Here is a 12,552-nt window from a genome sequence, read left to right on the forward strand (position 1 = left end):
GAGCTGGGCAGGTGTGTACCTGCCGAGCGGCATGCTCGCGGGGCCGGACGACCGTGGGGTGGACTGTGTGTGACCGCTGGATGAACGGATCAGCGGCCGGCGAGATCCTTCTTGAGCGTGCTCCAACGCTCCCGGGCCGCCTCGGCATGAGAGGCGAGGAGTTCCGGCCTCGGCATGCGCTCGCGCGGGACGTGCAGGCGCTGCCCGTCCAGCGGCTCGAGGGAGGGGTACCTGTCGAGCAGGGCAGGGGCGACGTGCGTCCGTGCCTTGTCGGGATCGACGAGTAGGAGCATCGAGTCGAAGAGCCGGTGGACGTCCTTGCGGAGCAGCAGACCGCCCCGCTCCTCGTGGACGGGCCGGGCGGCGTAGGAGTACAGGTGTGCAGCGTCGAGGACCTCACGCGGCTGTCGCCCGGTCACCGCGCACATCTCGCCGAAGCGGTCGAGCAGCTTTCCGCGGAACTCGTCCTGGAACCGGCGCACCCGAACCCGGGTCTCGCGCAGCCCGCCCTGACGCACCCACTCACCCGGGTCGTCGAACTCGACGACAAGGTCGGTCGGCACACCTTGGTGGATATCGATGTACGCTCGCGCCGCCGTCGGGTCCAGACGGCGGATCGCGTTCTGCTGGTCCTTCATCGCGAAGATCGGGCGGAGGTCCCGCACCGGTACCGGCGCACCGAACTCGATCCAGTTGTCTCCGTAGTAGGCGGAGAACTCCGTCACGTCGACCTGGACGGGAATGAGGATGTCCGATTCATGACCGCACCGGCTGCAACGGAACCGTGGGGACAGGGTCTTCCGTTCGGTCCACTTCGAGGTGGAGCCGCAGCGCTCGCACGCACGCGCTTCCTTGACACCTGCCCGTGCCGTCACAGCTGAGACGACTCCCCAGCCGTAGACGAGGTGCTCGTCGCGCATGACGAGGACATCGCCCTGGCGGATCTGGCGCGAGTTCGGAACACGGGAATCGAAATCGTACCGCTCGCCGATGACATCCCCGTAGATGTTCGCGAACGGATCACTGAACTGCCGGGTGAAGCAGCTCCAGAATGTCGCCACGCCCGCTGGCCGAGGTGGCGACATCTGCATGCGATGAGCTCACCACACGAATGCTCATGTCGACAAGGAGCGCACGAGCACGAATCGCAGTGAAAGGCGCTCGCTTCACAGCTGTTTGCGGACGCCCGCCTCGTGGATGACCGTTCCGAGCTCGTCGTGGGCGTTCCCGGTCATCGTGTCCGCTCCGCTCCCGCGCCGGCCCGTCGGCAGGATCGTGCGGTGGTGGGTGTCCTCGAGCTCGAAGGCCAGGGCGGCGTAGAGCGCTGCAGCCGCGAGGACCAGACCCGCGGTGCCGGCCGCCGTCGTCCAGGAGCTGCCGCCGGTGAGCTCCGCGAGACCGGTGAGTGCGAACCGCACCGAGGTGAGGCCCATGACCGCGGCGGCGACGAGCTTCGACAGGCCCGCCACCGCGGGCACGAGCATCACCGCTGCCGCGGCGAGGAAGAGGACGCCGAGGCCCGGTGAGGACGCCCCCGGGGGTGACAGCGCGGTCACCAGGCCGGCGGCCGCCCAGGTGCCAGCCAGCGTGGCCATCCCGGTGCCGGCCACAGGGTCACGGGCGAGGAAGCCGTACACCGCGGAGATCAGCTGGACCGGGACGGTGAGGGCGAGGACACCGACCGCGATGTTCCGGCCCTCCTCGGGGGCCACCCAGCCGAGCTGTAGCGCGCTGAAGCCCACGGTCGCCACGACCAGCCCGAGGAAGCCCAGGGGCAGCGGGGTGCCCATGGGGCGGAGGACCACCCGCGTGGCGCCCGGGTCTGCGCTCACGTGACGAGCACCTGGGTCGCCTGGACCTTGAGCTGGGAGTTGGCCCAGCGCATCTGGCGCAGCGTGTCGGGGTGGCACTCCTCGGCGAGCGTCATGAGGTCCCTGCGGCGGATGCCCTGGGCGGCCTGCGCCAGGAGCTCCCAGTCGACCGACACCCCGGCCGCCTTCATGTAGATGCCGCGCAGGTCGCGCAGCATGAGGAGTCCCGGCGTCCTGGCGCGGCCGACGAGCTCGCTGCCCTTGTCCCGGATCCGCTCCATGAGCCCGAACTCGCCCTCGGGCTCGCGGTCGAGGTGCTCGTCGAACTGCTCGGCGATGGCCGCGATCTCGCGCACGTGACGCTGCGACCACACAGCAAGGTCACGGGCGACGTAGAAGATCTCGTGGTCCACCTTGTGCCGCTCGGAGACCTGGAAGAGCTCGTGCGCGAGGTCGTTCTCCGAGCGGTGGAGCTCGCGCAGGGCCAGGCCGATCTTCATCGTGAGCCTCCCGTCAGGTCCTCGTCGGCCGTCCCGGCCACCGCTCCGGCAGTCGGGCGCACGCCGACCGCCAGAGGTGCGGAGGCCGCCGTCGTCGGTGCCGGGGCGGGCGCCCCGTCACCGTGCCGGAGCTTGCGCACGCGCGCGGCCGCCGTCTTGAAGATCGGCTGCTTCGACGCCGGGTCCCAGTCGGTGACGGTGAGCTCGTTGGCGGCGCGGCCTGCGCCGTCGGGCTCGTCACCGTCGTCGGTGTCCCAGTAGCCGTAGTGGAACGGGAGGAAGACGACGCCGTCCCGGATGTCGGTGACGCGCACGCGGGCCTTGACCGAGCCGCGGGGAGTGGTGACCTCCGCGAGGTCGCCCTCAGCCACGTCGAGCGCGGCGGCGTCCGCGGCGGAGAGCTCCATCCACACCTCGGGTGCGGCCGCCTGGAGCTGTGGCGCCCGGCCCGTCTTCGTCCGCGTGTGGAAGTGGTAGACGGTGCGGCCCGTGATGAGGGAGAGGGGGAACTCCTCGCTCGGTTCCTCGTGGGGTGGGAAGTAGGCCGCCGCCTTGAGGATCGCCCTGCCGTCCGGGTTGAGCGCCGCGTACTCGGTCGGCTCGAGCGGTGCACCGGTGACCAGGTCGCGGCCGTAGCTCTCGCAGTAGTCCGGGGCGGACCAGAACTGTCCATCGGTGTAGATGCGCTCGGTGCCGTCAGGCTGATCGTCGGTGCAGGGCCACTGGATGCCGCCGCGCGCACGAAGCTTGTCGTAGGTCAGACCGGTGTAGTCGCAGGGCCGGCCACGGCTGCACTCCTTCCACCCCTCGAAGGCCCCCTCGGCGTCGGTCCACTTCACAAGGGGGGCGCCGTCCTTGTCCCGCAGACCGAGCCGGTGGGCGAAGTCGATGAAGATGTCGAGGTCCGGGCGCGCCTCACCGGGTGGGTCCACCGCCTTCTCCGAGAGGTGGACGGTCCTGTCGGCGTTGGTGAAGGTGCCGGTCTTCTCGCCCCAGGTCGCGGCAGGGAGGACGACGTCGGCGAGCTGGGCGGTCTCGGACAGGAAGATGTCCTGGACGACGAGGAAGAGCCGCTCCTGGGCCAGGACCGACCGGACCCGCCCCAGCTCCGGCAGCGACACCGCCGGGTTGGTGCCCTGCACCCACAGCATCCGGATGGTGCCCTCCTCGGCGTACCGGATCATCTGCATCGCGTGGGTGGGCGGGGAGTAGTGCGGGATGGCCAGCGGGTCGACGTTCCACACCCGCGCAAGGTCCTTGACGTGCTCGTCGTTCGACCAGTTCCGGAAGCCGGGCAGGTCGCCGTCGGCACCGGCCTCCCTGGTGTTCTCGGCGCTGGGCTGGCCGTTCATCTGCAGGACCCCGCAGCCGGGACGGCCGAGCATCCCGCGCAGGATGTGCACGTTGTTGACCTGGACGGCGGCCGCGGTGGCCTGGTGGGACTGGTAGAAGCCCTGGAGGACCGTCGAGAGCAGCCGCTCGGCGGTCCCGATGATCCGGGCTGCTCGCCGGAGGTCGCCCACGGGCACGTCGCAGATCCGCGCGACCTCCTCAGGCGGGTACTCCCGCACCCGGGTGGCGAGCTCCTCGTAGCCGACGGCGTGCGCCGCGACGTACGCCTCGTCCACCCACCCGTTGGCGACGATCTCGTGGAGCAGCCCGTTCATCAGCGCCACGTTGGTGCCCGGGCGGGGCGCGAGGTGGACGGTCGCGGCCCGGGCGACCGGCGTGGGCCGCGGGTCGACGCAGACGATCTGTGGCGGGTTCGGCCCGGCGAGCCGGTCCAGCACGCGGCTCCACAGGACCGTCTGCGTCTCGGCCATGTTGTGCCCGTACAGGGCGATGACGTCGGCGTGGTCGACGTCCGTGTACGAGCCGGGCTGCCCGTCGCTGCCGAAGGACTCCTTGAGCGCGGCCGCGGCCGTCGCGGTGCACAACCGGGTGTTGCCGTCGACGTGGTTGGTGCCGATGCCCCCGTGGGCGATAAGCCCGAGCGTGTAGTACTCCTCGAGGAAGAGCTGGCCCGTGGTGTAGAAGCCGACGGCGCTAGAACCCTGCTCGTCCAGCAGCTCCCTGGTCCGCCCGACGACCTGCTCCATCGCCTCCTCCCAGCTGCACTCCACGAGCTCGCCGTCGCGGCGCACCAGTGGCCGGGTGAGCCGGTCGGGGGAGGCGTTGGCCTGCCAGCCGAAGAGGTCCTTGGGGCCCAGACGCCCGTGGTTGACGCGGTCGTGAGCGCGGCCCCGGACGCCGACGATGCGGCCGTCCTTGACCGCGATGTCCATGGCGTCGCCGTTGGAGTGGAGGAGGGAGGCGCTGGGGACCCAGCGGTCCACGTCGTCGGGAACGAGGCCCTCGGCCAGCCGGGTGTCGACGCGCTGCGGCCAGGTCTCCCCCGCTCCGTACGGCGTCCGTGTCCCCCAGATCTCGGCGATCCGGTCCGTCGATGTCACCATCCACCTCCGCGCACTCGTCCCGAGCCAGCCAAGCCCTCCGCCGGGGGCCCCGCAACCCGGTGAGGCGACCGGGGCGCACGAAGCACGAAGGGCCCGGACGCGATCACATCGCGGTTCCGGGCCCCTCGGGACATGAGCGGAGACGGTGGGATTTGAACCCACGGACGGGTTGCCCCGTCACGGCCTTAGCAGGGCCGCGCACTAGACCTGACTATGCGACGTCTCCAAGGGTCATGCGCCCCCCAAGATACCTGGAGACGCGCGCGCGTCCAAAGCGCCGTCGTCGTCAGCGGTCGAAGGCCCAGTTCCGGTCGGTGAGCATGCGGGCCACTGCGAGCCCCACGCCCAGCCCCATGACGACGAACGTCGCCTCGACACCGTTGCCCAGCGCCTGCGCGACCTCGCCCTCGTTGAGGTGGACGAGGGACCGGTAGATCATCGTCCCGGGCACCATGATGACGACGGCGGGCACCGAGAGCGTCACCCGTGAGGCGCGCCCGCGGGAGGCCGCGAGCGCCGCGAGGAGGCCGATGACGCAGGCCGCGGCGAGCGAGGCGGCCTGCGGCGCGACACCCGCCTCGACGAGGTAGATCCGCGCCGGGTTCGCCACCCCGCCGATGAGCGCCGCGACGCAGGCCGCGCGCGGCGTGGAGTTGAAGAGCATCGCGAACCCCGCCGCCGCGACGGCGCTGGCCACCACCCGCAGGGCGAGGAGGACCGGCCCGGTGAGCGCCGTCGTCGGCGTCCCGTCGAGCTCGAGGGCGGCCACCCACGACACCGCCCACACACTCATCCCGGCCGACAGGAGGGTGACGGTGACGTACGCGAGCCGTGCGACGCCGGCGGACAGGTCCATGCGGACGAGGTCGAGCACCCCCGTGACGAGCGGGAAGCCGGGCACGAGGTAGAGGACGGCGGAGATGAGACCGGCCTCGTGGGAGGCGTCGGCGAACCCGAGCCCCTCGAGGCCGAGGACGATCCCGACGTACACGCTGCTCGACAGTGCCGCCGAGAGCGCGGTGATCGCGAACTTGTTGAGCCGGGCGTGCTGCAGCCGGCGGCGCACCGTCTGACCCAGCCCCGCGGCAACGAGCACGGCCGCGCAGACGATCGGCCCGCCGTCGTTGAGGAAGGCGAAGGCCGCGCAGGCGAGCGCGACGGCGAGCGCGTTGAGCACCGCCCCGTAGCGCGGGGGCGTGCGCTCCGCCCGCTCCAGCTCCGCCTCGAGCGCCGCGACGGGCATGCCCGGGCGCAGCCCTTCGACCACCCCGGCGAGCGCGTCGATCCGGTCCGCGTTGACCCCGACCTCGCGCTGCTCGGTCACCTCGGTGCGCACCTGGTCACCGTCGCGGGCGGTGGTCGTGATCTCGGTGAGCGTCACCTGTGCGCGGTGCTGGTGCAGCCCCAGGGCCACGGCCGCCCGCCGCATCGAGTCCTTGACCCGGTAAGAACCGGCGCCGGCGGCCAGCAGCAGCGAGCCGAGCCGCAGGACGGCCGCCGATCTGCGCACGAGGGAGTGGTCGGGAGCGTCCTGCACCCGCCCATCATGCCGGGCGACGACGACGGCGCCACGGGCCGTCCGCCCCACGGCCACCCGGCCCGTGCGAGACTGCCGTCATGCGCCGCAACGACCTCCTGACGATCCTCCTCGTCGTCGCTGCCGTCGTCATCGCCTGGTGGCTCGTGGGCTTCCTCTTCAGCGCGGTGTGGTTCCTCGTGCGGCTGGTCGTCGTGGCCGGCGTCGCGCTGGTCCTCTACCTCGCCCTGCGCTCCTGGCTGAACAGCGACCGCCGCTGACCCCTCCCCGGGTGCGGGTCACGCACCCCGCTGGGACGCTGGACCGCATGAGGCGTCTAGTCCGCACCACCGCTGTTCTCGCCCTCACCGCGGGGCTCGTCGTCGGCTGCACCAGCGACGACGACCCACCCGCGGGCGACGCGACCACCGACGACGCGATCATCACCGACCGCGAGCCCGACAACCCCGAGTTCACCCCCGGCGAGGAGGGCTCGCCCGAGCCCGTCCCCGGTGAGGACGGCGCCACGACCGCCCTGAGCACCGCGGCCGACGAGCTCGGCGGGGTCGCCTTCGCCGTCGACCGCAGCGACGACGACGGTGAGGAGCTGTGGGAGGTGTCGGTCGCCGTCGGGGACGAGGACGTCGAGGTGTTCGTGTCCCTGGACGGCAACGCCGTGGTCCGCGAGGGCGACCGCGAGTCGCTCGACGACGAGGACCGCAGCGAGCTCGACCGGGTGTCCGTCTCCGCCCCGGAGGCGGCGACCACCGCCGTGGCCGAGACCGGCGGCTCCGTCGAGGAGGTCGACCTCGACGAGGACGACGGCACGCTCGTGTGGGACATCGAGATGCGCACGACTGACGGCGCCACGACCGACGTGCGCGTCGACGCGACGACGGGCGAGCTGCTGTAGCGACGGCGGGCGGATGGCGTCGCCAGTACCCGTGTGGACGTCCTCGCCTCCGCTGAGCTCGTAGCCAAACTGGACTGCAGCTCCAATCCACGACATGGGCCGACGTCCCGGTACAGAGTTCGTCACGGCGGCGCGTACACCCACGTCTGCGTCGAGCGACCGTAGGCATCGCGCGGCGCCTGGGCGGTTCGACCCACGAACCGCTGGAAGCGATACGAACACATCAGTGCCGTAGGCCGCTGAAGCACCGCCGCTAGCATGACGACTCTACATAGAGAGGTCGTGCTCATGACTCGCTGGAAGTTGCGCGTGAAGCGAACGGTGCCTTTCAAGCAGCAAATGCGCGCCATGCATCGCAACACGTTCCCATCGTTCGAATCTGAAGGCCTCCAGCGCCAATCTAGGAGCCAGCCACTAAAACACTCACACGCAAAACACCACCATTCACCCCGCCCACTGATTTGGGCGGTGCTCTACACGCTCGTAATCGTCCTGTCTTTGAGCGTCGCCACGCTATACCTGCTCGGACAACCTTGGCGCAACGGCTGGGCCAAACTCGGCGTAGGAACGCTTACATGGTCCCAGAGACTTACATACGCTTTTGGTGTTGCGACAGTTATAAGCGCGGTGATACTCCTGGTCGTAAACTACCGCAAACAGACTCTTGCCGAAAACTCGGCATTCGTCGAGCGATTTGGCGCGGCAGCGGATCAACTAGGCCACACAGCACCCGCAGTTCGCATAGCGGGAGTGTTCGCAATGTCGGCCCTTGCGGACGAGTATGCGCAGCATCGACAACAGGTCATCGACGTCCTGTGCGGATACATGCGTCTTCCTTACGCCCCCGCGAGTCGCGACATGGCGGTCAGTGAGGTCGTCCAGGAGGCGACATGGCCAGGGGCGACAGGCTCTCGCTCAGAGCAACGCCGCTACGTCCTACGTCCTTTCGACCGTGAAGTGCGCGCGACTATCGTACGAGTTTTTCGCGATCGCCTCCGAGAAGGGGCACCAATCTCATGGCGAGGATATTCTCTCGACTTTACGGAGGCCACATTCGACGCTGCCGACTTCTCAGGCGCACACTTCGCCGGGAGAGTCTCGTTTGAGCGAGCAACCTTCCCTACAGGCAGCACTTCGTTTGACGACGCCGTCTTCTCGGACGGCTTAGTGAGCTTCAACGAGGCGCACTTCTCTGGCGCTCGAATCTCGTTCGGTTTTGCAGAATTTACGGGCGCTCGAGTATCTTTCGACGGTGTCACCCTCTCAAACGGTGAACTATCGTTCGCTGGTATCAGCCTAGAGGCCGGGAGAATCTCTTTCAACGGGGCTCACTTCTCCGGCACCGACGTATTCATCGGCGCGGATTTCCTGGGCGCCGACCTGCTGTTCGCTGGCGCCCACTTCAGTAACGGGAGGGTCAAGTTTGCAGGCCCTGACGTTTCGAAAGGCGAGGTCAGCTTCGCTCAATCGACGTTCTCCGGCGGTGAACTGATCTTCGAGAAGCCCGACATCTCGTCCGGCCTTCACTTCCTCATGGCACGCTTCACCGGCTCGCGAGTTAGATTTGTCGACGCAAAATTGCGTGGCATGCTTAGCTTTTACGCATGCGAGTTCTCGAACGGCACTATATCGTTGGAGGATGCAGAGATCTCTGACGGAAGGCTCATCTTCGATCAGGCTCGCTTTGACGGCGCAACGATCTCCCTACGCGGCTCACGGTCCTCGGGAGGCCTAACGACCTTCTCGGGCGCTACCCTTTCTCGCGGCGTAGTCGACTTTACTGACGGCACTTATCCTGAGGGCACCCTCGCAGTTTCCGCTTCTACACTACCGTCTACAGTTATCCAGCTCCCTGCGGGGTTCGCACCAATCGAGGGTGATTGACCTGCATGTGCTCCATCGATCGCAGGGCCAACCTGTGAGCAGGCTCCTGCCGTTGGCATGTGTCTAGCCCTCGGGTCTCGTAGGTCGCATTCCGATGGCATCGCCCGGCGAGCGACCGAGCCGTGAGCGAACAGGATGTTCGCGATCGCGACCGTGTCGACGCGACGACGGGCGAGGTGCTGTAGCTCCGGCGCCGACGCCGCCGGGCTTGGGTCGCCCTTTCCGCACCTGGCGAGGCGTTGGGAAGTGCGCCCCAAGAGCGGAAGGTACGACGCAAACGCGCGCGGGGCGGAAGCGCACTACAGGCGGAGGGCAAGGGATTCGAACCCTTGGTGGGTTGCCCCACAACGGTTTTCAAGACCGTCACATTCGGCCGCTCTGTCAGCCCTCCCTGCCGCGGGCCTCTCGGCGCCACGGCGGCCCCAGTCTACGCAGCGCGCGCGGGCGTCCTGCGGTAGGCATGAGGCATGCGAGCCATCACCGTCTCCAACGACTCCCGTCTCGAGCTCACCGAGGTACCCGACCCCTCACCGGGCCACGGTGAGGTCCTCGTCGACGTCGCTGCCGCCGGCATCAACCGCGCCGACGTCCTGCAGCGCGCGGGCCACTACCCGCCGCCGCCCGGGGCCAGCGACATCATCGGCCTCGAGGTCTCCGGGACCATCAGCGAGCTCGGCGAGGGCGTGACCGGCTGGCAGGTCGGCGACCGCGTGTGCGCCCTCCTCGCCGGCGGCGGATACGCCGAGCGGGTGGCCGTCCCGGCCGGGCAGCTGCTGCCCGCGCCCGCCGGCTTCGACCTCGTCGACGCCGCTGCCCTGCCCGAGGCTGTGTGCACGGCGTGGTCCAACCTCGTCGACGTCGGCGGGCTGCGGGCCGGGCAGACCGTGCTCATCCACGGCGGCTCCGGCGGGGTGGGCTCGGCGGCCATCCAGCTGAGCCGTGCCCTTGGCGCGCGCGTCCTCACGACGGCGGGCGGCCCGGAGCGGGCCGCCCGTTGCGAGGAGCTGGGCGCCGACGTCGCCATCGACTACCACGGGGACGTGCCCGCGGCGGTGGAGGAGGCGACCGGCGGGACGGGCGCCGACGTCATCCTCGACGTCCTCGGCGCCGGCGGCCTCGCCGACAACATCGCCATGCTCGCCACGGGTGGCCGGCTCGTCGTCATCGGCACGCAGCGTGGCACGCGCGGGGAGATCGACCTCATGGCGCTCATGCGCAAGCGCGCCAGCGTCCACGGCACCACGCTGCGAGCCCGGCCGCTCGGGGAGAAGGCCGCGATCGTGACGGCGGTCCGCGAGCGGGTGTGGCCGATGCTCGACGACGGCCGCCTGCGCGCTGTCGTCCACGACCGCCTGCCGCTCGCGCAGGCCGAGCGGGCCCACGAGGTCTTCGACTCAGGCAAGGTCTTCGGCAAGCTCCTGCTCGTCACCTGACCACCGCCGCCGGGAACAAGTCTGCTGTCGGCGGGAGGGGGAGCCCGCCGACAGCCGACTTGTTTCGCTAACCCTTGACGGAGCCGGCGAGCAGGCCGCGGACGAAGTACTTCTGCAGCGCCAGGAACACGATGATCGGCACGATGATCGAGACGAAGGCGCCCGCGGTGAGCAGGTGCCAGTCCTGGCCGCGCGAGCCGGCCATCTCCGCCAGCCGCGCCGTCAGCGGCTGGACGGCGTTGTTGCCGCCGGTGAAGGTGAGGCCGACGAGGAGGTCGTTCCACACCCAGAGGAACTGGAAGATCGCGAAACTCGCGATCGCCGGCACGAGCAGCGGGAGCATGACCCGCAGGAACACGGTGACGTGCCCCGCGCCGTCCACCCGGGCCGCCTCGATGAGCTCGCGCGGGATCTCCGACATGAAGTTGTGGAGCAGGAAGGTCGCCAACGGCATCGCGAAGCACGCGTGGGCGAACCACACGGCGAGGTAGGGGAACATCTCGCCGATCGCCGAGCCGGAGAAGATCCGCAGCAGCGGGATGAGCGCCATCTGCAGCGGGACGATCTGCAGCGCGAAGACGGCGATGAAGACGGTGTCCCGACCCCTCCACTGCAGCACCGAGAAGGCGTAGGCCGCCATTGTCGCGACGACGAGCGGGATGATCGTCGACGGCACGGTGATGACCACCGAGTTGACGAAGAAGTTCGACAGCGCGCCGGACGATGCCCGCCCGAAGAGCACCTCCTGGTAGTTCTCCAGCGTGAAGCTCGGGTTCGTGAAGAAGGTCCACCACCCCGAGGTGCGGATGTCGGCCTCCGGGCGCACCGAGCTGAGCAGCATCCCGATGATCGGGACGGTCCACAGCAGCGCGATGACAATGGCGACGACGGAGCCCACCCGGGAGGTGAGCATCGCCTTGGCGCGGGTGGCCGCCGGCTGCGCCTTCATCGGGTCCGGCAGCGAGCGAGCACGCCCCGCCTCGGTGATCGCCGGGTTGGCAGGTGTGACGCTCATGCTCCCCGTACCTCCCGGTTCTTGATCATCTGTCGGACGTTGAAGACGACGATGGGGATGACGAGGACGAAGATGACGACGGCGAGCGCCGAGCCGGTCCCCGCGTTGCCGAAGGTGAAGGACTGGTCGTACATCATGTTCGCCAGCACCTGGGTGTCGAAGCGCGCGCCCGTCATGGTGCGCGGGATGTCGAAGATCTTCAGCGTCGCGATCGTGATCGTCGTGACGACGACGACGAGCGTGGGCCGCACGCTCGGCACCGTGATGCTGCGGAACATCTGCCAGGCGCTCACGCCGTCCAGCCGCGCGGCCTCGACGATGTCGGCGGGGATGGCCTTGATCGCCGCCGAGAGCAGGACCATCGCGAAACCGGCCTGGATCCAGATCATCACCGCGATGAGGAAGAAGGTGTTCCACGGCGAGTCCTGCAGGAAGCGCAGCGGCTCGAAGCCGAGCCCCACGATGATCGCGTTGAGCAGGCCGATCTGCTCCTGGGCGGCGCCGCGGTACTCGTAGACGAACTTCCAGATGATGCCCGCCCCCACGAAGGAGATCGCCATCGGCATGAAGAGCAGGGTCTTGGCGACCTTCTCGAAGCGCGACTGGTCGATGATGATCGCGTAGAGCAGACCGACGCCGGTGGCGACGGTCGGCACGAGCACCACCCACCAGAAGGTGTTGATGAAGGCCTGCAGCGAGTCGGGGTTGGTGAAGACCCACTCGTAGTTCGCGAACCCGACCGCGTTCTCGCTGGTCCGGTCCATGAAGGACATGATCGTCGTGCGGATGGCCGGGTAGATGAGGCCGACGCCGAGCAGCAGCAGGGCGGGGCCGCCGAAGAGCAGCACCATCCACCAGGTCCGCGAGCGGCCCGCGAAGCGGTCGGCCACGCGGGCAAGGAGCAGGATGACGGCGACGACGGCGAGGAAGGCGACGACGGCCAGGATCATCTGGCCGAACTTGGAGTAGAGGAAGAAGTCCACGGTGATCAGCTCCCGTCAACGACCGGGGCGGGGACCCGGCA

At 69.1% G+C, this 12,552-nt stretch carries 11 protein-coding genes and 2 tRNA genes; 4 read left to right on the top strand and 9 right to left on the bottom strand.

Going from position 1 to position 12,552, the window contains the following annotated elements; translation table 11 throughout:
• Window positions 1–89: 89 nt before the first annotated feature.
• From AA0005_RS00890 to AA0005_RS00915, 6 genes are all read right to left on the bottom strand, one after another.
• Window positions 90–1,061, bottom strand: coding sequence for an HNH endonuclease (locus tag AA0005_RS00890; RefSeq protein ID WP_413451554.1), 972 nt, complete (start codon window positions 1,059–1,061; stop codon window positions 90–92).
• Window positions 1,062–1,166: 105 nt separating this feature from the next.
• Window positions 1,167–1,832: a hypothetical protein gene (locus AA0005_RS00895; RefSeq protein ID WP_413451555.1), complete on the bottom strand. Its 666-nt coding sequence runs from the start codon at window positions 1,830–1,832 to the stop codon at window positions 1,167–1,169.
• Window positions 1,829–2,311, bottom strand: coding sequence for a hypothetical protein (locus AA0005_RS00900; RefSeq protein WP_413451556.1), 483 nt, complete (start codon window positions 2,309–2,311; stop codon window positions 1,829–1,831). Before AA0005_RS00900 ends, AA0005_RS00895 begins: the two co-directional genes overlap by 4 nt.
• A complete protein-coding gene (locus tag AA0005_RS00905; RefSeq protein ID WP_413451557.1) occupies window positions 2,308–4,764 on the bottom strand; it encodes a molybdopterin oxidoreductase family protein in 2,457 nt (818 codons plus the stop codon). Before AA0005_RS00905 ends, AA0005_RS00900 begins: the two co-directional genes overlap by 4 nt.
• A 140-nt stretch (window positions 4,765–4,904) precedes the next feature.
• Window positions 4,905–4,993: transfer RNA gene (locus AA0005_RS00910), tRNA-Ser, on the bottom strand.
• Between the two features lie 60 nt (window positions 4,994–5,053).
• Window positions 5,054–6,304, bottom strand: a complete 1,251-nt coding sequence (locus tag AA0005_RS00915; RefSeq protein ID WP_413451558.1) for a threonine/serine ThrE exporter family protein — start codon at window positions 6,302–6,304, stop codon at window positions 5,054–5,056.
• 80 nt (window positions 6,305–6,384) lie between these two features.
• Here AA0005_RS00915 and AA0005_RS00920 point away from each other — a divergent pair, with 80 nt between their 5' ends.
• The 3 genes from AA0005_RS00920 (at window position 6,385) to AA0005_RS00930 (ending at window position 9,080) form a co-directional block, all read left to right on the top strand.
• The gene (locus AA0005_RS00920) at window positions 6,385–6,564 is read left to right on the top strand and encodes a hypothetical protein (protein ID WP_413451559.1); all 180 of its coding nucleotides are present in this window, start codon (window positions 6,385–6,387) and stop codon (window positions 6,562–6,564) included.
• Between the two features lie 47 nt (window positions 6,565–6,611).
• Complete coding sequence (locus AA0005_RS00925; protein ID WP_413451560.1) at window positions 6,612–7,196, top strand: PepSY domain-containing protein; 585 nt, start codon at window positions 6,612–6,614, stop codon at window positions 7,194–7,196.
• A 468-nt stretch (window positions 7,197–7,664) separates the two neighbouring features.
• Window positions 7,665–9,080, top strand: coding sequence for a pentapeptide repeat-containing protein (locus tag AA0005_RS00930; RefSeq protein ID WP_413451561.1), 1,416 nt, complete (start codon window positions 7,665–7,667; stop codon window positions 9,078–9,080).
• Between the two features lie 306 nt (window positions 9,081–9,386).
• Here the strand turns inward: AA0005_RS00930 and AA0005_RS00935 are convergent.
• Window positions 9,387–9,471: transfer RNA gene (locus tag AA0005_RS00935), tRNA-Ser, on the bottom strand.
• A 76-nt stretch (window positions 9,472–9,547) separates the two neighbouring features.
• Here AA0005_RS00935 and AA0005_RS00940 point away from each other — a divergent pair.
• On the top strand, window positions 9,548–10,513 hold the full coding sequence (locus AA0005_RS00940) for an NAD(P)H-quinone oxidoreductase (protein WP_413451562.1): 966 nt from the start codon (window positions 9,548–9,550) through the stop codon (window positions 10,511–10,513).
• Window positions 10,514–10,580: 67 nt separating this feature from the next.
• Here the strand turns inward: AA0005_RS00940 and AA0005_RS00945 are convergent, their stop codons facing one another.
• Window positions 10,581–11,528, bottom strand: a complete 948-nt coding sequence (locus AA0005_RS00945) for a carbohydrate ABC transporter permease (protein WP_413451563.1) — start codon at window positions 11,526–11,528, stop codon at window positions 10,581–10,583.
• Window positions 11,525–12,520 carry a carbohydrate ABC transporter permease gene (locus tag AA0005_RS00950; RefSeq protein ID WP_413453042.1) on the bottom strand — a complete coding sequence of 332 codons (996 nt, stop codon included), beginning with the start codon at window positions 12,518–12,520 and terminating at the stop codon, window positions 11,525–11,527. Before AA0005_RS00950 ends, AA0005_RS00945 begins: the two co-directional genes overlap by 4 nt.
• Between the last annotated feature and the right edge of the window lie 32 nt (window positions 12,521–12,552).

Source organism: Georgenia phoenicis, from assembly GCF_047302425.1.
GTDB lineage: Bacteria > Actinomycetota > Actinomycetes > Actinomycetales > Actinomycetaceae > Oceanitalea.